The organism is Streptomyces sp. DT190, assembly GCF_049846985.1.
Lineage (GTDB): Bacteria > Actinomycetota > Actinomycetes > Streptomycetales > Streptomycetaceae > Streptomyces.
In genome coordinates, this window is sequence record NZ_JBNCNM010000029.1 from 22,747 (window position 1) to 46,846 (window position 24,100).

Genomic DNA, 24,100 nt, shown 5'->3' on the forward strand with positions numbered 1-24,100 from the left:
AGGCGGCGAAGCGGGATACCGACCGGTAGGTACCGGTCGGTAGTCATGGTGTGACACGTGTCAGGAGGCGTCAATCACCGAAACGAGGGTTTCTTGACGGCCTTTCAGCAGCGGTCCCGCTCAGCTCAGGGCAGGTTCGTCGAGCGTCAACGTGCCCGCGTCGGCGTCGAGTTCGGCCAGGACCCCGAAGGGCATGGTCAGCGCGCCCGCGCCGTGCCCGAAGCCGAACTCCTCCACGACCGGCACCCCGAGACCCTCCAGCCGGTCGGCGAGGACCGGGCGCAGTTCCTCGTAGAGGCCGCAGGTCTCCCAGGAGCCGAGCAGGAGCCCGGCCACCCCGTCCAGCCAGCCGGAGCGCAGGAGTTGCGTCAGGTACCGGTCGATGCGGTAAGGGCTCTCGCCGACGTCCTCCATCAGCAGCAGCCCGCCCCGGGCACCCGCGTGGGCGTGCGGCGTGCCGAGGTCGCTCGCGAGCAGGCTGAGGCAGCCGCCCAGCGTGACGCCCCGGGCCCGGCCGGGCACCAGCACGGGACGGCCCGGGGGCACGGCCGTGAGGGTCCGTACGGACTCGGGCTCGAAGAGGGTGGCCCGCAGGTGCTCCTGGGCCCGGGCGTGCTTGAGGAAGTCGACGCCGGCCGCCGCCGGACCGTACAGCGTGACCAGGCCCAGGCGGGTGGCGAAGGCCTGGTGCAGGACGGTGATGTCGCTGAACCCGGCGAAGATCTTCGGGCCCGCGGCCCGCATGGCGTCCCAGTCGAGCAGGTCGACCATGCGCTGTGCGCCGTAGCCGCCCCGGGCGCACAGCACCGCCGAGACGGACGGGTCGCACCAGGCGTCCCGCAGGTCGGCGGCCCGCTGCCGGTCGGTGCCCGACAGGTAGCCCAGCTCGCGGTGGCGGCCGAGGGCGTGCGGCGCCACCACGGGGTCGAGGTCCCAGCCGCGCAGCACGTCGAGCCCGGCCTGGAGCCGTTCCTCGGGCACCGGGCCGCTGGGGGCGACGACGGCCACACGGGCGCCGGGCGCGAGCCGGGGCGGCCGGACCAGCGCGTTCACCGGGTGAGCTCCAGGGTGGGGACGCCGAGCGGGTCCAGCCGGAACACCTGGGCGTACAGCGACAGTTCGGCCTCCAGGGCGCGGACCATGGTCTCCGCCCTGCGGAACCCGTGGCCCTCCCCCTCGAAGGCGAGATAGGCGTGCGGCACCTTGCGGCCCGCCAGGCGGGCCAGGAACCGCTCGCACTGCGCGGGCGGGCAGATCACGTCGTCCAGCCCCTGGAGCAGCAGGAACGGCACGCGCAGGCGGTCGGCGTGGGCGGCGGGCGAGCGCTCGGCGTACCGGGCGGGCACCTCGGCGAGCGGGCCGATCAGGCTCTCCAGGTACAGCGACTCGAAGTCGTGGGTCTCCCCCGCGCCCCAGCCGGTGAGGTCGAGGACGGGGTACTTGATGGTGCCGCAGGCGTAGACGTCGGTCGTGGTGAGCGAGGCGGCCGCGGTCCAGCCGCCCGCGCTGCCGCCGCGCACGGCGAGCCGGCTGCGGTCGGCGGTGCCCTCGTCGGCGAGGGCCAGGGCGACGGCGGCGCAGTCCTCGACGTCGACCACGCCCCACTGCTCGCGCAGCCGCTCGCGGTAGGCGCGGCCGTACCCGGTGGAGCCGCCGTAGTTGACCTCGGCGACGCCGATGCCGCGCGAGGTGAAGTAGGCGATCTCCAGGTCGAGGACGAGCGGCGCGCGGCCGGTGGGCCCGCCGTGCGCCCAGACGACGTACGGCGGCAGTTCGTCGCCGGGGGCCACGCAGGCGGGGTGGTGCGGCGGGTAGATGTGGGCGTGGACGTCGCGTCCGTCGGGGCCGGTGAAGGTGCGGATCTGCGGCTCGGGGTAGAACGCGGGGTCCACGGCGTCGTCGTGCTCGGCGCCGATCACACGCGCGTGGCCGGTGCGCGTGTTCAGCTCCACGACCTCGTGGGCGCTGCGCGGGCTGGCTCCCACGGCGACGACCCGTTCGCCGTGGGCCGCGAGGGTGGGCGCGAACTCGGTCCAGGGGCCGGCCGCGTCGACGACCTCGCCCGTCTCGGGGTCGAGGACGCCGAGGGCGGTGGCGCCCCGGCCGTGGACGACGGCGACGAGACCGCTCTCCAGGGGCGCGAACCAGCGCGACCCCAGCTTCCACAGCGCGTCGGCGAACTCCTCCTCGCGCGGGCACACCGGCTGCCCGTCGAGGTGGAGGTTCCACCAGCCGGTGCGGTCGCTCGCGTGCAGCAGACGGTTGTCGTGGGTCCAGTCGGCCTGGGCGATCGCCTCCCCGGGCCCCCCGGCCACGGTCCGGGCGCCGCGCAGGGTGCCGTCCTCCGCGACGTCGGCGACGACCAGTTCGGTGCCGTCCCAGGGCATGCGGGGATGGTCCCAGGCGAGCCAGGCCGCCCGCCGGCCGTCGGGCGAGAGCTTCGGTCCGGTCACGAACCGGTGCCGGGCGTCGGTGAGTTCGCGCACGGCCCTGCGGTCCTGGGCCGCGGATCCGTCCAGCGGCACGGCGGCCAGGACGCGGCGCACGTCGGTGGGCCCGTCGCCGGTGAACTCCTCCAGCACGCACCACACCTCGCCGTGCTCCGGCCGCAGCAGCGGCTCCGCCCAGCGCAGCCCGGCGCCCACCGGGGAGACAGGGGTGAGCGGGGTGGGTTCACCGCCCGGGCCGCAGCGGTAGAGGCGCTGGTCGGCGAAGTTCACGAACGCCACCAGCGGGCCGTCCTCGCCCGGCAGGCCCGCCCAGGGGTGCCCGCCGTACTCGATGACACGGCTGCGTACGTTCCACGGCGGGGGCAGCAGCGGTTCCTCCCGGCCGTCGGCGTGCCGCCGGACCAGGGTGCGGCGGCCGCCCTCGGCGGGGCGCGGTTCGGTCCACCACACCTCGTCGCCGACGAAGCCCACGTACTCCGGGTGCCCGTCGTGCGCGGCGGCCAGGGCCGCGTCGATGGGCGAGGGCCAGGCCCCGTACGCCAGCGTCCGCACCGTCTCCCCCACTCGTTCAGGCGGTCCGCAGGAACCGGTCGAGGACGCGGACGCCGAAGTGCAGCGCCTCGACCGGTACCCGTTCGTCGACGCCGTGGAACATGGCAGCGTAGTCGTAGCCGACGGGCAGCCTCAGCGGGGTGAAGCCGTAGCCGGTGATGCCGAGGCGGGAGAACTGCTTGGCGTCCGTGCCGCCCGACATGGTGAACGGCACGACGTGGCCCTCCGGGGCGAACTCCTCGACGGCGGCCCGCATCCGCGCGAAGGTCGCCGAGTCCACCGGCGCCTCCAGGGCGACCTCGCGGTGGAGGAACTCCCACTCCACGTCCGGGCCGGTGAGCCGGTCGAGGGTGGCGCGGAACTCCTCCTCGCCGCCGGGCAGATACCGTCCGTCGACGTGGGCCACGGCCTGCCCGGGGATCACGTTGACCTTGTACCCGGCCTCCAGCATGGTCGGGTTGGCGCTGTTGCGCAGGGTCGGCTCGACGAGCCTGCCCGCCGGGCCGAGCTTGTCCAGCAGGGTGTCGACGTCGGTGAGGTCGGCCTCGATGCCGTACACGGCGGCGAGTTCGGTGAGCGCGGCGCGCACGGTCGGGGTCAGGCGCAGCGGCCACTCGTGCGCGCCGATCCGGGCGATCGCACCGGCCAGGCGGGTCACGGCGTTGTCCCGGTTGACCTTGGAGCCGTGCCCGGCGCGTCCGCGCGCGGTGAGCCTGAGCCAGGCGGTGCCGCGCTCCCCTGCCGCGATCGGGTAGATCTGCCGTCCGTCGCCGTCGTGGAAGGTGAAGGCGCCGGACTCGCCGACGGCCTCGGTGCAGCCCTCGAAGAGCGCGGCGTGCCGGTCGGCGAGGAATCCGGCCCCGTCAGCGGCGCTGTCCTCCTCGTCCGCGGTGAACGCGACGACGACGTCCCGGCGGGGCCGGACGCCCTGCCGGGCCCAGGCGCGCACCACGGCCAGGATCATCGCGTCCATGTTCTTCATGTCGACCGCTCCGCGCCCCCAGACGACGCCGTCGCGGATCTCCCCGGAGAACGGGTGCACGCTCCAGTCGGCGGCCGCGGCGGGCACCACGTCGAGGTGGCCGTGCAGGAGCAGCGCGCCGGCAGAGGGATCGGTGCCCTCGACGCGGGCGACGACGTTGGTGCGTCCCTCGGTGCGCTCCAGGAGCACCGGTTCGAGTCCGGCCTCGGCGAGCCGCGCGGCGGCGTACTCGGCGGCGGGCCGCTCCCGGCAGTCGCCGCCGCCCCGGTTGGTGGTGTCGATGCGGATGAGGTCGGACGTGAACGTCACGACCTCGTCCAGCGCCTGCCGGTCGGTCTGCTCAGCCATACTGCTCCTCCACCGCGGCCGAGACGATCGTGGTGACCGCCTTGAAGGCGCGGATGCCCTCGTACATGGTCGCGCTGGTGTACGCCACCTTCCGCTCCGCGATCCGGTCCACACCGGGCACGACGGTGGCGGCCATCGCCAGGTGCTCCGCGTCGAACTCGACGGCGACGGTGAACGGGCCGCCGCGCACGGGTTCGTGGCGCACCGCGAGGGCGGCGGCCTCCTTGGCCGCGGCCCGGATGTCGGCCGCGGTCCGGGCGGGCGTACGGCACACCGCCGCGTACCGGGAGACGTGGTCCTTCACGGCGACCTTCAGCGCCCCGGGCGCGTACCCGAGCGCGTCCTCGCAGGCCACGTCGTCCCCGGTGACCAGCACGACCGGCACCCCGAACTCGGCGGCGACGTGCGCGTTGAGCAGCCCCTCGCTCGCCCGCACGTCGTTCAGCCAGACGCCGGTGATGGAGTTGGCCAGGTAGGTGTGGGCCAGGACGCCCTCCATGCCGGCGCCCGCGTGGTAGCCGACGAACGCGACGCCGTCGACGTCGCCGTACTGCACGCCCTCCACCATGGACAGCGCCTTGTGCCGCCCGGTGAGCAGCTGGGCGCGGTCGTCCAGCTGCTCCAGCAGGAGGTTGCGCATCGTCGCGTGGGCCTCGTTGATGAGCACCTCGTCGGCGCCGCCGTCGTGGAAGCCGAGCACGGCGGCGTTGACGTCGGAGGTGAACAGCGACCGGCAGCGCTCCCACTGGGACGCGCCGGGCATCACGTCGTCCGGCCACGTGACGCCGGTGGCGCCCTCCATGTCGGCGCTGATGAGGATTCTCATGACGAGCCGCCCGGGCTGGAGATCTTCATGGTTCGTCACGTTACGCGCTGCGGGCGGAACCGGCTACGACGTGGGCGCCTGCCGGCCGACGGGTCGGCCGGCAGGCGGCTGCGTCAGCCGGTGCGGCCCGCCACCAGCCAGAGGGACGGCAGCTCGACGCGCGTGCCGTCGGGGCGGTACTCGGTGGTCTTCAGGGGCAGTTCGCCGTGCGCGAGGACGGTGAGCCCGGCGGAGCGCAGGTACGCGGGCACGGCCTCGTCGGCGACCTCGCCGGGGGCGATGCCGTTCCGCAGGATGGTCGCCAGTTTGGCCGGCGGGCCGTCCGGGCCGCTCGCCAGGCCCATGAGCACCGCCTTGGCGGCGCCGGAGAGCTCCACGAGGAACGCCCGGCCGCGCTCGCCGACCAGCGTGGCGATCCCGTCGGCGAGGGCCTGCCGGTCGTCCGGATCGCACTGGTGCAAGACGCCCCGCACGTAGACGTTGGTGTCGCCGAGCTCCGCGTGCAGGGCCTGCACCTCGTCCTTCCCGGCCGCGTCGAGCTGCCGGTACGCCGCCTGACCCGCCGGATCGGCGCGGCGCGCGTGCTCCAGGGCTGCGGCGGACAGGTCGGCGCCCACGACCCGCGGGAAGCGGTCGGCGAGGTACCGGGTCTGGGTGCCGTTGCCGCAGCCGAGGTCCACCAGCGGCAGCGCCGGATCGGCCAGGTGCGGTTCGAACAGGGCCAGGTGCGGGCCGACGGTCAGGGCCGGCTCCGCGTCCCACAGCACCGCCCCCGGTGCGTCGGACGCCTCCCGCCAGAACCCCTCCCAGGACTGCCGGTACCGACTCGTCACGCTCATGCCCACTCCCCGGGGTGCGAACCGATCCCGCCCTCAGTGACGGGCCAGTACGGTGTACCGCGCCCCGGCCGCGGCCACAAGGACATGGCGCGTTCCTTCACCGCGCGTTCGACGCGGGTGGCGGTCAGCGGCGCGGCAGGGTCAGTTCGAACCAGACCGTCTTGCCGGTCCCGGTGCGGCTGGTCCCCCACTCCCGGGCGAGGGTGCTGACGACCCGCAGTCCGCGTCCCCGGTCCTCCAGCGGGCTCGCGCTGAGCAGCGTCGGCAGCTCGTGGTCGTCGTCGTCCACCTCGCACAGCAGGGTGTCGCCGCGCACCAGGCGCAGCACGACCGGCCGGGCGTGGGAGTGCCGCACGGCGTTGGTGACGAGTTCGCTGACCAGGAGTTCGGCGGGCGCGGCCAGCTTGGCCAGGCCCCAGTCGTGCAGTTGCTCGCGGACCACCGTGCGGGCCCGGCCGGCCTCGGCCGGGTCCAGGGCCAGGCGCCATTCGGCGACGTCGTCCGGTGCGATGCCGTTGAGGCGGGCCATCAGCAGGGCCACGTCGTCCTTGCGGCCGCCGCGCGTGTTGAGGGAGCGGATGATCGTGTCGCAGGCGTCGTCCATGGAAGCGGCCGGGTGGGCGGCGGACTCGCACAGGGTCGCCAGGCCCACGCCGATGTCCTCGCCGCGCACCTCGACCAGCCCGTCGGTGCACATCACCAGCCGGTCGCCGGGCTCGACGCGCACCCGGACCGCCTCGAAGGGCACGCCGCCGACGCCGATGGGCGCGCCCGTGGGCAGGTCGAGCAGTTCGCTGCGGCCGTCCTCGGCCCGGACCAGCACGGGCGGGATGTGCCCGGCGTTGGCGAGGTGCAGTTCGCTCGCGATGGGGTCGTAGACGGCGTAGAGGCAGGTCGCGAGATAGGTGTCGCCGAGGCGCTGGGCGAGGTCGTCGAGGTTGCGCAGCAGCTGCGCGGGCGGCAGGTCGAGTCCGGCCATCGTCTGCACGGCCGTGCGCAGCTGGCCCATCATGGCGGCCGAGTTCAGGCCGTGGCCCATGACGTCCCCGACGACGAACGCGGTGCGTCCGCCGTGCAGTTTCACCGCGTCGAACCAGTCGCCGCCGACTCTGCCGAGCAGGGTGCCCGGCAGATAGCGGGTGGCGATGTCGCAGCCCGCCATGCGGGGCGGGATGTGCGGCAGCATGCTGTCCTGGAGCGTCTCGGCGACGTTCTCCTGGAAGGTGTACATGCGCGCGTTGTCGAGCACCAGGCCCGCGCGGGCGGCGAGTTCGGCGCCGGTGACCCGGTCCATGTCGTTGAAGACGGGCCGCTCGGGGTGGCGCAGCAGGATCATGAAGCCCAGGACGACGTTGCGTGCCTTCAGGGGCACGACCAGCATGGAGCGGCCCGTGATGAGCGGCCGGATGTCGCGCTTTTCGAACTGCGCGGCGATGGCGTGGCCCATCTCCTCGCTGATGCGCGGCACGAGCACGGGCTCGCCGGTGGTCATGCACTGGAAGAACGGCGTGTGCGCCGGGAACGGCATGGCCTCGCCGACCGGCACGACGTCGTCCCAGCGGCCGGGTTCGTCGGTGTGCTCGACGGCGACCCGGTGCCACAGGGTGGTGGTGTCGGGCACGCCCTCGGCGAACCCCTCGCCCGCGACGACCTGTTCGCGCAGGTAGGTGCCCGCGACGTCCGTGAAGCGCGGCACGACCGCCCGGCTGACCTCGGCGATCGTGCGGGACAGGTCCAGGGAGGTGCCGATGCGGCCGCTGACCTCGTTGAGGAACTCCAGGCGTTCGCGGACGGCGGCGTACTCCAGATCCTCGCCCTCGTCGCGCAGTTCCTCCGGCACGGGCTCGCCCAGGGCCCGGGCCCGCGCGGCCCGTTCCCGGCGCGCCTTGCGTTCGGCGCGCCGGGCCACACCCCAGTCGGGGGTGACGGGCACCCGGTCGTTCTGGCTGAACTCCAGGACGGGATAGCCGAGTTCGAGGATCTGCCCGACGATGCGGGAGCTCTCGCCGACGCTCATGCTGGGCAGGATCTCGGGCAGCCGGCGGGCGAGATCCTGCGCGCCGGGGAAGTCGGTGTGCAGCGCGAAGCCGGGGGCGATCCGCTCGAAGGTGCCGTCGCCGGGGCGCAGCCCGTCCGCGTCGGCGGCGAGGACGAGCAGCCGCTCGGGTCCGGGGCCGACCAGCGGGTAGGCCCACCACAGGACGTCGGCCCGCTCCCGCCCGGGCACGGCGAGACGGGCGCGGCCCGCCGCGGGGTAGGAGAGCCCGCCGTCCAGGGAGGATTCGAGGTCGGGTCCGAGGCCGTCGTCGGCGTGCGGGGCGGGGTCCCGTCCCTCGGCCAGGGCGCCGGAGACGGGGAGCAGGTCGAGGGCCGTTCGGCCGATGGCCTCTTCCTTGGGGACGCCGAACAGGCGGCGTGCGCCCCGGCTCCAGTGCGACACGAGGCCCGCGCGGTCGACGACGACCACGGCCAGGGGGACGCGTCCCGGCTCGGCGGGGTCCGCCGCGGCGCCGTGCCCGGCATCCGGGCGGGGCGGCGTCTGCCTCTCGCTGCCACGGTCCATGGCCAGGCCCTCTCTCCCCACGGATCCGCAAGATCTGTGCCGGCGTCACCACCGTACGGCGACGGTCACCGGCGATGTGCGGCAATGCGCGAATTGCTCGCGCGGGGTGCGCACCGGCGTGCGACCCCGCGCGCCGTGCGGGTTCAGTCCTCGTGCCCCAGTTGCAGGTCCCGCTCGGTCCGCCCCCCTCCGGCGACCTGGAGCACGGTGGCGACGGGCGGGTAGCCGGCGGCGATGACGGTGTACTCGCCGGAGGACAGGTCGACGAAACGGAACGTGCCGTCGGGGCCGGTGGTGAGGGTGTCGACGACGTTGCCCGCCACGTCGAGCAGGGTCACGCGGGCGTCCTCCACGGGCCGCCCGCCCCCGGCCCGGACGGTGCCGCGCAGGACGGCGCCGCCGGCCAGCTCGATGTCGCGGCGGGTCTCGCGGGCGGCCTGGACGGTGACCGGGAGCGCGGCCGGGCGGAAGGCGGGGGCGCTGGCGGCGAGGGTGTACTCGCCGGCGACCAGCTCGGTGATGACGTAGCCGCCCTCCCGGCCGCTGCGGGTGGTGGCCACGACCTCGCCGTGCACGTTGGTGAGCGTGACGGTGGCGTCCCGCACGGGCGTGCCGTCGGCGGTGACGACGCTGCCGACGAGGTTCCCGGCGCCGCCGAGGACGATGTCGAGCTCGACGGGGCGCTCGCCGACGGTCACGGAGACCGCCTGCGGCTGGTGCCCGCCGGCGGCCGCGATCAGCACGTACGAGCCCGGGCCCGGCGTGGCCAGGGCGTAGCGGCCGTCCTCGCCGCTGGCCCCGCGCCCGGTCTGCTGTCCGGTGACGTCGATCAGCGTGAGGGCCGCGCGGGGCACGACGGACCCGTCGTGGTGCTGCACCGAGCCGCAGACGGGGACGCCCGCGGTGTACGCGCCGCGCGCCTGCGGAACGGGGACGGTCCCCGGGGCCGTGTCCGGGTCGGTGACGGGGGCGTTGTGGGACACCAGGGGTTTCTCCTTGAGGAAGAGGGCGAGGACCAGTCCGAGGACCAGTACCGGCACCAGGTAGAGGAAGATCCGCGGCATGGCGTCGGCGTACGCCCGGATGTAGCCGTCGCGCAGGGCCGGGGGCAGGCTGTGCACGAGCTGCGGTGTGACGGACTCGGGGTCGGGCAGCCCGCCGCCCGCGCGCGGGGGCAGCCGGTCGGCCAGGGCGCCGGCGAGCCGGTCGGCGAGGAGGGTGCCGAAGACGGCGGCTCCGACGCTGCCGCCGATCTGCCGGAAGTAGTTGCCGGCGCTGGTGGCGGTGCCGAGGTCGGCGGGGCGGACCGCGTTCTGCACGGCGAGGACCAGCACCGGCATCACCATGCCGATGCCGGCGCCGAGGACGGCCATCCAGATGCTGTAGTGCAGCCGGGGTGTGCCGGCCTCCAGGCGGGACAGCAGCCACATGCCGGCGACGGACAGAGCGCCGCCGAGGATCGGGTAGGCCTTGTAGCGGCCGGTGTGGCTGATGAGCTGCCCGGCGATGATCGAGGCGCCGACGATGCCGCCCATCATCGGGAGCATGAGCAGGCCCGACTCGGTGGCGGTGGCCCCGTCGACCATCTGCAGGTACGTCGGCAGGTAGCTGGCGGCGCCGAACAGCCCGGCGCCCACCACCAGGCCGATCAGGCCCGTGACGTTGAAGACCGGGTCCCGGAACAGCCGCAGCGGGATGAGGGGTTCGGCGGCGAAGCGCTCGGCGACGAGGAACAGGACGGTGGACACCACCGCTGCGGCCCCGAGGCCGAGGATCACGCGCGAGTTCCAGGCGTGCTCGGTGCCGCCCCAGCCGGTCAGCAGGACCAGGCAGGTGGAGGCGGCGGTGAGCAGCAGTGCGCCGAGGACGTCCAGCCGGCCCCTGGCGGCCGGTTTGGGCAGCTTGAGCGCGAACGCGACGACGACGAGCGTGAGCAGGCCGAAGGGCACGTTGACGTAGAAGCACCAGCGCCAGCCGAGGTGGTCGGTGAAGTAGCCGCCGAGCAGGGGCCCGGCCACCGAGGCGAGGCCGAAGGCGGCGCCGATCAGGCCCATGTGGCGGCCGCGCTGCCGGGGCGGCACGATGTCGGCGATGATCGCCTGCACGCCGATCATGAGGCCGCCCGCGCCGACGCCCTGCAGGGCGCGGAAGGCGATCAGCTGGTCCATGGTCTGCGCCTTGCCCGCGAGCGCGGAGCCGGCCACGAAGACGACGATGGCGAACTGGAAGACGCCCTTGCGGCCCAGCAGGTCGCCGAGCTTGCCGTAGATCGGCAGGCCGACCGTGGACGTGAGCAGGTAGGCGGTGATCGCCCAGGACATCCGGTCCAGGCCGTGCAGTTCGCCGACGATCTTCGGCAGGGCCGTGGCGACGATCATCTGCTCCAGGGCCGCCAGGAGCAGGGCGAGCATGAGCGCCAGGAAGATCAACCGCACCCGGCGCGGGCTGAGTCCGGCGGCCGGGGACGGTGGTGGGGCGGGGGTGTCGGGGGATGCCACCGCCGGTTCGTCCTGCGCCAGAGTGATCCCGCCCACTCACCGCTCCCCTCGTCGCGCTGCCGCACAATTCCCGCGTAAAAGCGACAACTATGAGCAAGCGCGACGAGTTACGGCATAAGGCAGAGCGGTACGGAGATCACCCGAACCGGTGAGGGGCACAACACCCGCGCCCCGCTTGGGGCTTGGGCCCCGGGACTACTTCTCGACCTCGGCCGCGAGCCGGGCGAGCAGCGCGTCGTGGATCCGGGCGAGGCCCTTGGGCGCGAAGGTCCTCTCGAAGAAGCCGCCGATGCCGCCGGCGCCGGTCCAGGTGGTGGTCACCACGACCCGGGCCTTGCCCTCCCCGGCCGGGGTGACACGCCAGGTGGTCACCATGGAGGAGTTGCGGTCCTTCTCGACCAGCTCCCCGTCGGTGGGCTCGGTGACCTCCAGGAGGCAGTCGCGCACCCGCTTGCTGGTGGCCTGGAGCTTCCAGTGGACGAGGGTGCCCTCGCCGTCGCCGCCCTCGCGGACCTCGTACTCGCTGAACTGCTCGGGCATCAGCTTCGCACGCGTACCGCTGTAGTCGGCGAGGGCGTCGAACACCGTCTCCGCGTCCGCCGCGACGATCCGCTCCGTAGTGGCCTCGACCTGCGCCATCGCTTTCCTCCAGGACCTGGTTGCTCGGGGGTCGGGGCAAGCCAACCACCCCGCTGCCCGGCCCCCCAAATCGGGGGCGTCCAACCCGGTCGAACACGTTCGGAAAAGACACTCGCACGATCAAGGGAACATGTGTTCTATTCTGTGGTCAGTGCTACCGAGGAGGCGTCATGCGCTGGGAGAACCTCACCGTGGACTCCGAACACAGCCGGGCCGACGCCGCGCTGTTCGGCGCGGACGCGGTGACGACCCGCACCTTCGACACGCCGGAGTTCCGCGGGATCACCTTCCACGAGATACGGGCCCGGTCGGTCATCAACCGGGTGCCGGCGGTCTCCCGGATGTCGTTCCAGTGGACGGTGAACCCCTACCGGGGCTGCTCGCACGCGTGCGTGTACTGCTTCGCCCGCAAGACGCACAGCTACCTCGACCTCGACACGGGCCTCGGCTTCGACAGCCAGATCGTCGTCAAGATCAACGCACCGGAGCTGCTGCGCCGCCAGCTGGCCTCGCACCGCTGGCGGGGCGAGCACATCGCCATGGGCACGAACGTCGACTGCTACCAGCGCGCCGAGGGCCGCTACCGGCTGATGCCGGGCATCATCACGGCCCTGCGCGACCGCGCCAACCCCTTCTCGATCCTGACCAAGGGCACGCTGATCCTGCGCGACCTGGACCTGATCCGGCAGGCGGCCGAGGTGACCGACGTGGGCATCTCCGTCTCGGTCGGCTTCACCGACCAGGAGCTGTGGCGCACCGTCGAGCCGGGCACGCCCGCGCCGGAGCGGCGCCTGGAGGTCGTGCGGGCCTTCGCCGAGCACGGCATCGACTGCGGGGTGCTGATGGCGCCGGTCATCCCGTTCCTTGGCGACCGGCCGGCCCAACTCCGCGAGACGGTACGGGCCATAGCCGCCTCCGGGGCCACGTCCGTCACCCCGCTGGTGCTGCACCTGCGGCCCGGCGCCCGCGAGTGGTTCATGACCTGGCTGGGGAAGCACCACCCGTACCTGGTGCCGCGCTACGAGCGGCTGTACGCGGACGGGTCCTACGCGCCGAAGTGGTACCAGCGCCGGATCACCCGCCAGGTGCACGAGCTGGCCGAGGAGTACGGCATCGGACCCACGCGCGCGCAGCCGCCGCGGCGGATCCGGCCCTCCGAGCCCGCGGCGGAACCGCCCGTGTCCGGGCCCACCCAACTTTCGCTTCTTTAGGAGCATACGAGCGCATCCGAAGATCCAATTGGGTCATGAGTTTGACGGAATGAGTTCTTCCGGGACCGCTTTCCGGGACGATGCCGCGAGGACGGCGACCCTCGCGGGCCTCCATCCCGCCGTCCTGGGAGGACTCCATGAGAAAACGCGCAGCCGCGCTGTGCGGTGCCGCCGTCGTCATGGCCGGGACCTTCACGGCCGTACCCGCCGAAGCGAGCGCCCCGGTCGCCGCCGGCCCCGCGCACTCCGCGCAGCTCGCCTGGAAGAGCTGCGCCACCGAGAACTACCCGACGCTGCTGTGCGCGTCCCTGAAGGTGCCGCTGGACCACCGCAGGCCGCAGGGCCGGCAGATCACCCTCGCCCTGTCCCGCGTCCCGCACACCGCCAAGACCTACCAGGGCCCGCTCCTGGTCAACCCGGGCGGTCCCGGCGGCAGCGGCCTGACGCTCGCCGGCTTCGTCGCGTCCGCGCTGCCGAAGAAGGTCGCGGCCCAGTACGACGTCATCGGCTTCGACCCGCGCGGCGTGGGGGCGAGCAAGCCCGCGCTGGACTGCCGGCCGGGCCACTTCGCCCCGGTCCGCCCGAACTCCCTGCCGACCTCGCCCGCGATCGAGAAGGCCAACCTCGACCGCGCCAAGTCCTTCGCCGCCGCCTGCGGCAGGAAGTACGGGGACCTGCTGCCGTACATCGACACCACCAGCGCCGTGCGCGACATGGACGCCGTCCGGCGGGCCCTGGGCGCCGAGAAGATCAACTACTTCGGCTACTCGTACGGCACCTACCTGGGCGCGGTCTACGCCAAGTTCTTCCCCGAGCGGGTCCGGCGGCTGGTGCTGGACTCCGTGGTCGACCCGACCGACGTCTGGTACGAGGCCAACCTCAACCAGGACCTGGCCTTCAACGACCGCCACCGCGCCTTCCTCGCCTGGGTCGCCCGGCACGACTCGGCGTACCGGCTGGGCACCGATCCGGAGAAGGTCGAGGCCCGGTGGTACGCGATGCGGTCAGCCCTGGCCAAGAGTCCGGCGGGCGGCACGGTGGGGGCCTCGGAGCTGGAGGACACCTTCCTGCCGGGCGGCTACTACAACGGCTACTGGCCGGCCCTCGCCGAGGCCTTCGCGGCGTACGTCAACGGCAAGGACCCCGAGCCGCTGGTGCAGGCGTACGAGGACTTCGGCGCGGTCGACGCCTCCGGTGACAACGGCTACAGCGTCTACACCTCGGTGCAGTGCCGGGACGCCGGCTGGCCGCGCGACTGGCGGCAGTGGCGCGAGGACAACTGGGCGGTGTACGCGAAGGCACCGTTCATGACCTGGAACAACGCCTGGTACAACGCGCCCTGTGCGTTCTGGCCGACCGGCTCCCTGCGGCCGGTGAACGTCGCCAACGGCAAGCTGCCGCCGGTCCTGCTGTTCCAGGCGACCGGCGACGCGGCCACCCCGTACGAGGGCGCCGTGACGGCCCACCGTCTGCTGGCCCGCTCCAGCCTGGTCGTGGAGGAGGGCGGCGGCAACCACGGCATCACGCTGAGCGGGAACGCCTGCCTGGACGAGCATCTGACGGCCTATCTGACCGACGGCACCGTGCCCCGCGGGTACGGCACCGCGGACGCGGTGTGCGAGGCGCTGCCGGACCCGGAGCCGGCCGCGCAGCAGGCGGCCTCGGCGAAGGCCGGGTCGCCCTCCGCCAAGGGCTCGACGCTGCACGGTCTGCTCGGCTTCCGCGGCTGAGCCCGCGCCGGTGTGTCCGCCGGGGGCGGGCTCCGTCGGTTCCGTGGTCCACCATGGACCCATGAGTGGACTGACGAGGATCCCCGCCCCCGCCGGAGTCGCCCCCGCGGCGCAGTACAGCCATGTGGTCCTGGGCACGGGCCGTTTCGTGGCGGTCGCCGGTCAGCTCCCGCTCGACGAGCGGGGCCGGCCGGTCGGCGAGGGCGACCCGGCGGCGCAGGCCCGCCAGGTGTTCGAGAACCTCCGGCGGTGCCTCGCCGCCGCCGGGGCGACCTTCGACGACGTCGTCAAACTCTCCTACTTCGTCACGGACATGGCCCACATGCCGGCGATCCGCGCCGCCCGGGCCGCGCACATCTCCGACGAGGCACTGCCCGCCGCTTCGGCGGTGCAGGTCGCCGCTCTGGTCCGCCCCGAGTGCCTGATGGAGATCGAGGCCTTCGCGGTGGTGTCCGCGTGACGGGCCTGCGGATACGGGAGATGACCCTCGCCGACTGCGACCGGGTCGCGGAGATCCGCGTCCGCGGCTGGCAGCGCGCGTACCGGGGCATGATCCCGCAGTCGTACCTCGACGGGCTCGATGTCGCGCAGGACGCCGAGCGGCGCCGCGGGTATCTCACGCGGCCCGACGACGCGGTGGTGGACCTGGTCGCCGAGGACGCGGGCGGCAGGGTCGTCGGCTGGGCCTGCCACGGCCCGTACCGGGAGGGCGAAGTGCGCATCGCGCAGGGCGAGTTGTACGCCCTCTACGCCCACCCGGACCACGTCGGCCAGGGCGCGGGCCGGGCGCTGCTCGCGGAGACCGTCCGGCGCTGCTCCGCCGCGGGCCACGACCGCCTCCTGCTGTGGGTGCTCGCGGCCAACGCCCGGGCCCGCCGCTTCTACGAACGGGCCGGTTTCCGGCCGGACGGCGCGCGGGAGCCCTTCGAGGTGGACGGCGTCACGGTGCCCGAGGTGCGCTACGCCAGAGCGCTGTGACCTCACCGCCGCCCGGGACGCCGTGGCCTCACCGCTGCTTGGGGATCCGCCCCAGGGCCCGGACCGCCGCCTCCGCCAGCGCCGGGTGCGCCAGTGCCTCGTTCAGCACGGGTCCGGCCCGGCCGTCCCCCAGCGCGCCCAGTCCGTCCACGCAGGCGAGAGCCACGCGGCGGTAGGGATCGTGCGGGCGCAGCCGGCGCCGCAGGGTGGTGATCAGCGCGGGCACGGCCTCCGGGGCGCGCAGCTCGACCAGCAGGCGGACCGGGTGCAGGGCGTAGGCGACCCGCAGTTCGTTGGTGGCGAGGGCGGCGGCCGCGCGGGCGGTGCGCGGGTCGCCGAGGCGGGCGAGGGCGTACGCGGCGGAGGCGCAGCGCGGCGGATCACGGTGGTTGAGCAGCAGCACCAGGGACTCGAAGGCCCGCCGGTCCCCCGCGAGACCCAGCCGGAACGCCGCGAGCTCCCGCGCCCACAGCGGCTGCCGGGGCTCGGTCAGCACCCCCGCCAGGGCGTCGAGGTCGTCGGTCGCCACGAGCCGCTCGAAGGCGGGCGGCGCCCCCGACTCCTGCCGTAAGCGCTCCGTGAGTGATCGCAACTCTTCGTCCATGACACCGAGGTTAGGACGCCGGGCGGCCGCTCGGGACGTACATCACAAAGACGAGGTCTGGCGCGCTCGTTACCCGCCGGTTAAGCTCAGACGAGCGAGTTACCCACTCGTATTCCTCGCGGCGGTCTGGTGACGCGGCCACCGCGGGAGCAGTCGGTTCGGTGCCTCAGGTACCGCAGTACGGCTCGGCCCCGGGACAGGGCCGGTCGGAACGGCCGTTCGCCCCGGGCGTGTGCACGCCCGCGACGGCGGCACCGGGCGTGTGCGCATCGCAGCCCGGCCCACACCCGCACTTCTCACGCCCCCGGTGCGCCCCGGAACCCGGCCCTCGCGGGCCCTTTCGCGGCGCACCCGGGAGGCGTTCCCCGTCGTCACCCTCATCCTGGAGTCCCGCGATGGCCACTCCCCTTTCCGACCCGTCCCCGTCCCCGCTGCGGACCGTCGCCGTCGTCGGCCTCGGCACGATGGGCACCGGCATCGCCGAGGTGCTCGCCAAGGCCGGCCGCGAGGTCGTCGGCATCGACATCAGCGAGGCCCAGGCCGCGAAGTGCCTCGCCGCCCTTGAGGCCTCCACGGCCCGTGGCGTCGAGCGCGGCCGGCTGACCGAGGAGGAGCGCGCCGAGATCCTGGCCCGCGTCCGCACCTCCGCCGACCTGCGGGCCGCGGCCGACGCCGACCTGGTGATCGAGGTCGCCCCGGAGTCGTACGAGGTCAAGCAGCAGATCTTCCGGGAGCTCGACGGGATCGTGCGCCCCGGAACCATCCTGGCGACCGGCACCAACGCCCTGTCCGTCACGCGGCTGGCCGCCGACTCGGCGCGCCCCGAGCGGGTGCTGGGCCTGCACTTCTTCAACCCGGCCCCGGCGATGCGCCTGGTCGAGGTCGTCTCCTCGGTGCTGACCGCGCCGGCGGCCGTCACGGCGGTCACCGACCTCGCGCTCGACCTGGGCAAGGAGCCCGTCGCGGTCGGCGACCGGCCCGGCTTCGTCGCCGACGGCCTGCTGTTCGGCTACCTCAACCAGGCGGCCGCGATGTACGAGGCGAAGTACGCCTCCCGCGAGGACATCGACGCCGCGATGCGGCTCGGCTGCGGTCTGCCCATGGGCCCGCTGGCGCTGCTCGACCTGATCGGCGTCGACACCGCCCGCACGGTCCTGGACGCCATGTACGCCGAGTCCCGCGACCGGCTGCACGCCCCCGCGCCCATCCTCAAGCAGCTCAGCGAGGCCGGCCTGACGGGCCGCAAGGCCGGGCGCGGCTTCTACACCTACGAGGCGCCGGGCAGCGGCACGGTCGTGCCGGACGCGCTCACCCCGCAGGAGGGCGGCGACACGGTCACCGGCCGCACGGTCCGCTCGGTCGGTGTCGCGGGCTCCGGCACGATGGCCTCCGGTATCGCCGAGGTCTTCGCCAAGGCCGGGTACGAGGTCGTGCTGGCCGCCCGCAGCGAGGAGAAGGCGCGGACCGCCAAGGCCCGCATCGGCAAGTCCCTGGCCCGCTCGGTCGACAAGGGCCGGATGACCGCCGAGGCGGCCGCCGAGACCCTGGACCGCATCACGGCCACCGGCACCTACGACGACTTCGCGGACGTCGATCTGGCCCTGGAGGCGGTCGCGGAGGACCTGGAGGTCAAGCGGCAGCTGTTCGCCGCGCTGGACAAGGTCTGCAAGCCGGGCGCGATCCTGGCCACCACCACCTCGTCCCTGCCGGTCGTCGCCTGCGCCCGGGCCACCGCGCGCCCGCAGGACGTGATCGGCATGCACTTCTTCAACCCGGCCCCGGCCATGAAGCTGGTCGAGGTCGTCCGCACGGTGCTGACCGCCGACGACGTGCACGCCACGGTCCGCGAGGTCTGCGGCCGCATCCGCAAGCACGCGGTGGACTGCGGGGACCGCGCGGGCTTCATCGTGAACGCGCTGCTGTTCCCGTACCTCAACAACGCCGTCAAGATGGTCCAGGAGCACTACGCCTCGCTGGACGACATCGACGCGGCGATGAAGCTGGGCGGCGGCTACCCGATGGGTCCGTTCGAGCTGCTCGACGTCGTCGGGCTCGATGTCTCGCTCGCCATCGAGAAGGTCCTGCACCGCGAGTTCCGCGACCCGGGCCTCGCCCCGGCGCCGCTGCTGGAGCATCTGGTGGCCGCGGGCTGCCTCGGCCGCAAGACCGGCCGTGGCTTCCGCGAATATGCCAAGCGCTGAGCGTCCCGGCGACCGGTTCCGGTCCGGCTCCGAGTGGGGCGGCCTGCTCGGCCCGGACCGGTTCCCGCCCCCCTCGGGCGGGAGCGTGGGACCAGCTCACGCGCACCGAGCTGCGCACATGCAGTACGTTCAGGGCATGTCCCAGCCCGCCAAGTCCTCACGTACACCAGCCACGGCCGACGCGCCGGAAAGTGCCGCAGGCTCCCGTGCCGCCGCCCAGCGGCTCAAGATGCGCCGGGAACTGGCGGCCGCCGCGATGGAGCTGTTCGCGACCAAGGGGTACGAGGCGACCACCGTCGACGAGATCGCGGCCCAGGCCGGGGTCGCCCGCCGCACCTTCTTCCGCCACTTCCGTTCCAAGGAAGAGGCCATCTTCCCCGACCACGACGACACCCTGATCCGCGCCGAGGCGGTGCTCAACGCCGCGCCGGCGCACGAGCATCCGCTCGACACGGTGTGCCGCGGCATCAAGGAAGTCATGCGGATGTACGCGGCCCGGCCGGAGATCTCGGTGGCCCGCTACAAGCTGACGCGCGAGGTGCCCACCCTGCGCGAGGCGGAGATCGCGTCGGTGGCCCGCTACGAGCGCCTGTTCACCCGGTATCTCCTCGGCCACTTCGACGAGCGCGCGCACGCCGACGACGCCAACGACGATCCGCTGCTGGCGGAGGTCGCCGCGTCCGCGGTCGTCACCGCCCACAACCACGTCCTGCGGCGCTGGCTGAGGGCCGGCGGGCAGGGGGACGTGGAGGCGCAGCTGGACCACGCCTTCGCGATCGTGCGCAGGACGTTCGGCACCGGGATCGGCGCCGGGCGCTCCGCCGAGCCGCAGCCGGCCGCGGCGACGGCGTCGGCGCAGGGCGAGGTCCTGGTCACGGTCGCCCGGACGGACGCCCCGCTCGACGAGGTCATGCGGACGATCGAGCAGGCGCTCAAGGAGCGCTGAGCGGCGCACCGCACTGTGATGACGGCCACCCTTCGGGGTGGCCGTTTTGGCATGTCAGGGGCGGTTTTGCAGCGCCCTGGCGAGCCCGTTCGATCGATCATCGCTCATGTGTTACGTAAAGATTTCATCTGAGAGCAACTTCTGGCACTCAGTGCCTTGCGGGGTGACACGCGGTGTCATACGTTGAAGAGGTCCGGGCGGCGTCCCAACGGGCCGCGTGCCCGTCCGCCCCGGACGCCTGCGTCACAGGCAACCTCCCGCGCCACCAGCGCTGCCGAACAGCACCACCGCCGAACCGACGGCACACCCTCAACCCTCAGCAGCACCGACGTAACCATCGGCGCCCCTCCCTCAGGGCGCTCACCGCCGGAGGCAACACCGTGACCGTGAAGGACATCCTGGCCGCGATCCAGTCGCCCGACTCCACGTCGGAGGACTTCGCCGCCCTCCCGCTCCCCGAGTCGTACCGCGCGATCACCGTGCACAAGGACGAGACGGAGATGTTCGCCGGGCTCGCCACGCGCGACAAGGACCCCCGCAAGTCGATCCACCTGGACGAGGTGCCGCTGCCCGAGCTCGGCCCGGGCGAGGCCCTGGTGGCCGTCATGGCCTCCTCGGTCAACTACAACTCGGTGTGGACGTCGATCTTCGAGCCGCTGTCCACCTTCGGCTTCCTGGAGCGCTACGGCCGCACCAGCGAGCTGGCCAAGCGCCACGACCTGCCGTACCACATCATCGGCTCCGACCTCGCGGGCGTCGTCCTGCGCACCGGCCCGGGCGTCAACGCCTGGCAGCCCGGTGACGAGGTCGTCGCGCACTGTCTGTCCGTCGAGCTGGAGTCGTCCGACGGCCACAACGACACGATGCTCGATCCGGAGCAGCGGATCTGGGGCTTCGAGACCAACTTCGGCGGGCTCGCCGAGATCGCGCTGGTGAAGTCCAACCAGCTGATGCCGAAGCCGGACCACCTCAGCTGGGAGGAGGCCGCCGCCCCGGGCCTGGTCAACTCCACCGCCTACCGGCAGCTGGTCTCCCGCAACGGCGCCGGCATGAAGCAGGGCGACAACGTCCTGATCTGGGGCGCGAGCGGCGGTCTCGGCTCGTACGCCACGCAGTTCGCGCTGGCCGGCGGCGCCAACCCGATCTGCGTGGTCTCCTCCCCGCAGAAGGCGGAGATCTGCCGCGCGATGGGCGCCGAGGCGATCATCGACCGCAACGCCGAGGGCTACAGGTTCTGGAAGGACGAGAACACCCAGGACCCCAAGGAGTGGAAGCGCTTCGGCAAGCGCATCCGCGAACTCACCGGCGGCGAGGACATCGACATCGTCTTCGAGCACCCCGGCCGCGAGACCTTCGGCGCCTCCGTGTTCGTCACGCGCAAGGGCGGCACCATCACCACCTGCGCCTCGACCTCGGGCTACATGCACGAGTACGACAACCGCTACCTGTGGATGTCCCTGAAGCGGATCATCGGCTCGCACTTCGCCAACTACCGCGAGGCCTGGGAGGCCAACCGGCTCATCGCGAAGGGCAAGATCCACCCGACCCTGTCCAAGGTGTACTCCCTGGAGGACACCGGCCAGGCGGCCTTCGACGTGCACCGCAACCTGCACCAGGGCAAGGTCGGCGTGCTGTGCATGGCCCCCGAGGAGGGCCTGGGCGTGCGCGACGAGGCCAAGCGGGCCCAGCACATCGACGCCATCAACCGCTTCCGGAACGTCTGAAGGACAGCTGAGGTCACAGATGACTGAGCGTCACAAGGACCGGCCGTGGCTCATGCGCACGTACGCCGGTCACTCCACGGCCGAGGCGTCCAACGAGCTGTACCGGCGCAACCTCGCCAAGGGTCAGACGGGTCTGTCGGTGGCGTTCGACCTGCCGACGCAGACCGGCTACGACTCCGACCACATCCTCGCCCGCGGCGAGGTGGGCCGGGTCGGCGTGCCGATCGCGCACGTCGGTGACATGCGCCGGCTGTTCCAGGACATCCCGCTGGAGCAGATGAACACCTCGATGACCATCAACGCCACGGCCATGTGGCTGCTGGCGCTCTACCAGGTCGTCGCCGAGGAGCAGGGTGCCGACATCACCAAACTCCAGGGCACGACCCAGAACGACATCGTCAAGGAGTACCTGTCCCGGGGGACGCACGTCTTCCCGCCGGGACCCTCCCTCCGCCTGACGACGGACATGATCGCGTACACGGTCTCCCACCTGCCGAAGTGGAACCCGATCAACATCTGCAGCTACCACCTGCAGGAGGCGGGCGCCACGCCGGTGCAGGAGATCGCGTACGCGATGTCCACCGCGATCGCCGTGCTCGACGCCGTGCGCGACTCCGGCCAGGTGCCGCAGGAGCGCATGGGCGATGTCGTCGGCCGTATCTCGTTCTTCGTGAACGCGGGCGTCCGCTTCATCGAGGAGATGTGCAAGATGCGCGCCTTCGGCCGCATCTGGGACCAGGTCACCCGCGAGCGGTACGGCATCGAGAACCCCAAGCACCGCCGCTTCCGCTACGGCGTCCAGGTCAACTCCCTGGGCCTGACGGAGGCTCAGCCGGAGAACAACGTCCAGCGGATCGTGCTGGAGATGCTGGCCGTGACGCTCTCCAAGGACGCCCGGGCGCGCGCCGTGCAGCTGCCCGCCTGGAACGAGGCCCTCGGCCTGCCCCGCCCCTGGGACCAGCAGTGGTCGCTGCGCATCCAGCAGGTGCTGGCGTACGAGAGCGACCTGCTGGAGTACGAGGACGTCTTCGAGGGCTCGAAGGTGGTCGAGGAGAAGGTGACCGGCCTGGTCGAGGCGGCGCTCGCCGAGATGGACCGCATCGAGGAGATGGGCGGCGCGATGGCCGCCGTCGAGTCCGGCTACCTCAAGTCGCAGCTGGTCGCCTCGCACGCCGAGCGCCGGGGCCGGATCGAGTCCGGCCAGGAGAAGATCGTCGGCGTCAACATCTTCGAGGGCACCGAGCCCAACCCGCTCACCGCCGACCTGGACACCGCGATCCAGACGGTGGACCCGGAGGTCGAGGCCCAGGTCATCGACGCGCTCCAGCGCTGGCGCGACAGCCGCTACCAGCCGCCCTTCAACCACCCGCGGCCCTGCAAGGCCCTGGAGCGGCTGAAGGAGGCCGCGCGCGGCACCGAGAACCTCATGGAGGCGACCCTGGAGTGCGCCCGCGCCGGGGCGACGACCGGCGAGTGGGCCGGGGCGCTGCGCGAGGTCTTCGGCGAGTTCCGGGCCCCCACGGGCGTCTCCTCGGCGCCGGTGGCCGTCCCCGTGGAGGAGGGCAGCACGCTCGCCCTGGTGCGCCGCAAGGTGGATCTGACGGCCAAGGACCTCGGCGTGGGCAAGCTGCGCTTCCTGGTCGGCAAGCCGGGCCTGGACGGGCACTCCAACGGCGCCGAGCAGATCGCGGTGCGCGCGCGGGACGCCGGCTTCGAGGTGGTCTACCAGGGCATCCGGCTGACGCCCGAGCAGATCGTGGACGCGGCCCTCGCGGAGGACGTGCACGCGGTCGGGCTGTCGATCCTGTCCGGATCGCACGCCCAGCTGGTGCCGGACGTCCTGACACGGCTGCGTGTGGCCGGTGCCACAGACATCCCGGTGATCGCCGGTGGCATCATCCCGAACGGGGATGCCGAGCAGCTCAGGCAAGCCGGAGTGGCGGCGGTGTTCACCCCGAAGGACTTCGACATCACCGGAATCATCGGCCGCATCGTCGACGAGATCCGGAAAGCGAACAAGCTCGACCCCCTGGAGGTCCCCGCATGACCACGGTCAACCGCCTTCGCCCCCGGCGTTCCTGCCTGGCGGTACCGGGCTCGAACCCGCGCTTCCTGGAGAAGGCCCAGGGCCTCCCGGCGGACCAGGTCTTCCTCGACCTGGAGGACGCGTGCGCCCCGCTGGCCAAGCCCGAGGCCCGGCACACCATCGTCAAGTTCCTCAACGAGGGCGACTGGACGGGCAAGACGCGCGTCGTGCGCGTCAACGACTGGACGACCGAGTGGACGTACCGCGACGTCGTCACGGTCGTCGAGGGCGCCGGGCCCAACCTCGACTGCATCATGCTGCCGAAGGTCCAGGACGCCCAGCAGATCGTGGCGCTCGACCTGCTGCTGACGCAGATCGAGAAGACGATGGGCTTCGAGGTCGGCCGGATCGGCATCGAGGCGCAGATCGAGAACGCGCAGGGCCTGAACAACGTCAACGAGATCGCGCAGGCCTCCCCGCGTGTGGAGACCATCATCTTCGGCCCGGCCGACTTCATGGCCTCCATCAACATGAAGTCGCTGGTCGTGGGCGAGCAGCCGCCCGGCTACCCGGCGGACGCCTACCACTACATCCTGATGAAGATCCTGATGGCCGCCCGCGCCAACAACCTCCAGGCGATCGACGGCCCCTACCTGCAGATCCGCAACGTCGAGGGCTACCGCGAGGTCGCGCAGCGCGCCGCCGCGCTCGGCTTCGACGGCAAGTGGGTGCTGCACCCGGGCCAGGTCGAGGCGTCCAACGAGATCTTCTCGCCCTCCCAGGAGGACTACGACCACGCCGAACTGATCCTGGACGCGTACGACTACTACACGTCCGAGGCCGGCGGCAAGAAGGGCTCGGCGATGCTCGGCGACGAGATGATCGACGAGGCCAGCCGCAAGATGGCCCTGGTCATCTCCGGCAAGGGCCGCGCCGCCGGCATGCGGCGCACGTCGAAGTTCGAGATCCCGGAGGCCTGAGCG

The 24,100-nt window shown here is 72.7% G+C and carries 18 protein-coding genes; 9 read left to right on the top strand and 9 right to left on the bottom strand.

The window, feature by feature from the left end; genetic code table 11:
• Positions 1 to 120 precede the first annotated feature (120 nt).
• From ACPXCS_RS34935 to ACPXCS_RS34970, 8 genes are all read right to left on the bottom strand, one after another.
• Complete coding sequence (locus tag ACPXCS_RS34935; RefSeq protein WP_425951540.1) at positions 121 to 1,053, bottom strand: S66 peptidase family protein; 933 nt, start codon at positions 1,051 to 1,053, stop codon at positions 121 to 123.
• Positions 1,050 to 3,002, bottom strand: coding sequence for a prolyl oligopeptidase family serine peptidase (locus ACPXCS_RS34940; RefSeq protein ID WP_425951541.1), 1,953 nt, complete (start codon positions 3,000 to 3,002; stop codon positions 1,050 to 1,052). Before ACPXCS_RS34940 ends, ACPXCS_RS34935 begins: the two co-directional genes overlap by 4 nt.
• A gap of 16 nt (positions 3,003 to 3,018) precedes the next feature.
• The gene (locus ACPXCS_RS34945; protein WP_425951542.1) at positions 3,019 to 4,332 is read right to left on the bottom strand and encodes a M20/M25/M40 family metallo-hydrolase; all 1,314 of its coding nucleotides are present in this window, start codon (positions 4,330 to 4,332) and stop codon (positions 3,019 to 3,021) included.
• On the bottom strand, positions 4,325 to 5,158 hold the full coding sequence (locus tag ACPXCS_RS34950; RefSeq protein WP_425951543.1) for a M55 family metallopeptidase: 834 nt from the start codon (positions 5,156 to 5,158) through the stop codon (positions 4,325 to 4,327). The genes ACPXCS_RS34945 and ACPXCS_RS34950 overlap by 8 nt, the downstream gene beginning before the upstream one ends.
• A gap of 113 nt (positions 5,159 to 5,271) precedes the next feature.
• Positions 5,272 to 5,997: a class I SAM-dependent methyltransferase gene (locus ACPXCS_RS34955; RefSeq protein ID WP_425951544.1), complete on the bottom strand. Its 726-nt coding sequence runs from the start codon at positions 5,995 to 5,997 to the stop codon at positions 5,272 to 5,274.
• 124 nt (positions 5,998 to 6,121) lie between these two features.
• A complete protein-coding gene (locus tag ACPXCS_RS34960; RefSeq protein WP_425951545.1) occupies positions 6,122 to 8,560 on the bottom strand; it encodes a SpoIIE family protein phosphatase in 2,439 nt (812 codons plus the stop codon).
• A 143-nt stretch (positions 8,561 to 8,703) separates the two neighbouring features.
• A complete protein-coding gene (locus ACPXCS_RS34965; RefSeq protein ID WP_425951546.1) occupies positions 8,704 to 11,094 on the bottom strand; it encodes an MFS transporter in 2,391 nt (796 codons plus the stop codon).
• A 159-nt stretch (positions 11,095 to 11,253) separates the two neighbouring features.
• Complete coding sequence (locus tag ACPXCS_RS34970; RefSeq protein ID WP_425951547.1) at positions 11,254 to 11,697, bottom strand: SRPBCC family protein; 444 nt, start codon at positions 11,695 to 11,697, stop codon at positions 11,254 to 11,256.
• A 170-nt stretch (positions 11,698 to 11,867) separates the two neighbouring features.
• On the opposite strand from ACPXCS_RS34970, the gene ACPXCS_RS34975 reads away from it, so the two are divergent.
• The 4 genes from ACPXCS_RS34975 (at position 11,868) to ACPXCS_RS34990 (ending at position 15,616) form a co-directional block, all read left to right on the top strand.
• On the top strand, positions 11,868 to 12,908 hold the full coding sequence (locus ACPXCS_RS34975; RefSeq protein ID WP_425951548.1) for an Rv2578c family radical SAM protein: 1,041 nt from the start codon (positions 11,868 to 11,870) through the stop codon (positions 12,906 to 12,908).
• A gap of 137 nt (positions 12,909 to 13,045) precedes the next feature.
• A complete protein-coding gene (locus ACPXCS_RS34980; protein WP_425951549.1) occupies positions 13,046 to 14,638 on the top strand; it encodes an alpha/beta hydrolase in 1,593 nt (530 codons plus the stop codon).
• Positions 14,639 to 14,699: 61 nt separating this feature from the next.
• The gene (locus ACPXCS_RS34985) at positions 14,700 to 15,098 is read left to right on the top strand and encodes a RidA family protein (RefSeq protein WP_425951550.1); all 399 of its coding nucleotides are present in this window, start codon (positions 14,700 to 14,702) and stop codon (positions 15,096 to 15,098) included.
• Positions 15,099 to 15,118: 20 nt separating this feature from the next.
• Positions 15,119 to 15,616, top strand: a complete 498-nt coding sequence (locus ACPXCS_RS34990) for a GNAT family N-acetyltransferase (protein ID WP_425951609.1) — start codon at positions 15,119 to 15,121, stop codon at positions 15,614 to 15,616.
• 28 nt (positions 15,617 to 15,644) lie between these two features.
• Here ACPXCS_RS34990 and ACPXCS_RS34995 read toward each other — a convergent pair whose 3' ends face one another.
• Positions 15,645 to 16,220, bottom strand: a complete 576-nt coding sequence (locus tag ACPXCS_RS34995; RefSeq protein WP_425951551.1) for an adenylosuccinate lyase — start codon at positions 16,218 to 16,220, stop codon at positions 15,645 to 15,647.
• A 395-nt stretch (positions 16,221 to 16,615) separates the two neighbouring features.
• Here ACPXCS_RS34995 and ACPXCS_RS35000 point away from each other — a divergent pair, with 395 nt between their 5' ends.
• From ACPXCS_RS35000 to ACPXCS_RS35020, 5 genes are all read left to right on the top strand, one after another.
• Positions 16,616 to 18,421, top strand: a complete 1,806-nt coding sequence (locus ACPXCS_RS35000; RefSeq protein WP_425951552.1) for a 3-hydroxyacyl-CoA dehydrogenase family protein — start codon at positions 16,616 to 16,618, stop codon at positions 18,419 to 18,421.
• A 136-nt stretch (positions 18,422 to 18,557) separates the two neighbouring features.
• Complete coding sequence (locus ACPXCS_RS35005) at positions 18,558 to 19,367, top strand: TetR family transcriptional regulator (RefSeq protein WP_383338714.1); 810 nt, start codon at positions 18,558 to 18,560, stop codon at positions 19,365 to 19,367.
• A gap of 380 nt (positions 19,368 to 19,747) precedes the next feature.
• Entirely contained in the window at positions 19,748 to 21,091 is a 1,344-nt protein-coding gene (gene ccrA / locus ACPXCS_RS35010) for a crotonyl-CoA carboxylase/reductase (protein ID WP_425951553.1), read from the top strand.
• Between the two features lie 19 nt (positions 21,092 to 21,110).
• Positions 21,111 to 23,138: a protein meaA gene (locus ACPXCS_RS35015; protein WP_425951554.1), complete on the top strand. Its 2,028-nt coding sequence runs from the start codon at positions 21,111 to 21,113 to the stop codon at positions 23,136 to 23,138.
• On the top strand, positions 23,135 to 24,097 hold the full coding sequence (locus ACPXCS_RS35020) for an HpcH/HpaI aldolase/citrate lyase family protein (RefSeq protein ID WP_425951555.1): 963 nt from the start codon (positions 23,135 to 23,137) through the stop codon (positions 24,095 to 24,097). The genes ACPXCS_RS35015 and ACPXCS_RS35020 overlap by 4 nt, the downstream gene beginning before the upstream one ends.
• Positions 24,098 to 24,100 lie beyond the last annotated feature (3 nt).

Excerpts from the sequence above, each read along its gene's own strand:
- ACPXCS_RS34945 (WP_425951542.1), bottom strand. The coding sequence starts at position 4,332 with ATGGCTGAGCAGACCGACCGGCAGGCGCTGGACGAGGTCGTGACGTTC.
- ACPXCS_RS34950 (WP_425951543.1), bottom strand. The coding sequence starts at position 5,158 with ATGAGAATCCTCATCAGCGCCGACATGGAGGGCGCCACCGGCGTCACG.
- ACPXCS_RS34955 (WP_425951544.1), bottom strand. The coding sequence starts at position 5,997 with ATGAGCGTGACGAGTCGGTACCGGCAGTCCTGGGAGGGGTTCTGGCGG.
- ACPXCS_RS34960 (WP_425951545.1), bottom strand. The coding sequence starts at position 8,560 with ATGGACCGTGGCAGCGAGAGGCAGACGCCGCCCCGCCCGGATGCCGGG.
- ACPXCS_RS34970 (WP_425951547.1), bottom strand. The coding sequence starts at position 11,697 with ATGGCGCAGGTCGAGGCCACTACGGAGCGGATCGTCGCGGCGGACGCG.
- ACPXCS_RS34975 (WP_425951548.1), top strand. The coding sequence starts at position 11,868 with ATGCGCTGGGAGAACCTCACCGTGGACTCCGAACACAGCCGGGCCGAC.
- ACPXCS_RS34980 (WP_425951549.1), top strand. The coding sequence starts at position 13,046 with ATGAGAAAACGCGCAGCCGCGCTGTGCGGTGCCGCCGTCGTCATGGCC.
- ACPXCS_RS34985 (WP_425951550.1), top strand. The coding sequence starts at position 14,700 with ATGAGTGGACTGACGAGGATCCCCGCCCCCGCCGGAGTCGCCCCCGCG.
- ACPXCS_RS34990 (WP_425951609.1), top strand. The coding sequence starts at position 15,119 with ATGACCCTCGCCGACTGCGACCGGGTCGCGGAGATCCGCGTCCGCGGC.
- ACPXCS_RS34995 (WP_425951551.1), bottom strand. The coding sequence starts at position 16,220 with ATGGACGAAGAGTTGCGATCACTCACGGAGCGCTTACGGCAGGAGTCG.
- ACPXCS_RS35000 (WP_425951552.1), top strand. The coding sequence starts at position 16,616 with ATGGCCACTCCCCTTTCCGACCCGTCCCCGTCCCCGCTGCGGACCGTC.
- ACPXCS_RS35005 (WP_383338714.1), top strand. The coding sequence starts at position 18,558 with ATGTCCCAGCCCGCCAAGTCCTCACGTACACCAGCCACGGCCGACGCG.
- ACPXCS_RS35015 (WP_425951554.1), top strand. The coding sequence starts at position 21,111 with ATGACTGAGCGTCACAAGGACCGGCCGTGGCTCATGCGCACGTACGCC.
- ACPXCS_RS35020 (WP_425951555.1), top strand. The coding sequence starts at position 23,135 with ATGACCACGGTCAACCGCCTTCGCCCCCGGCGTTCCTGCCTGGCGGTA.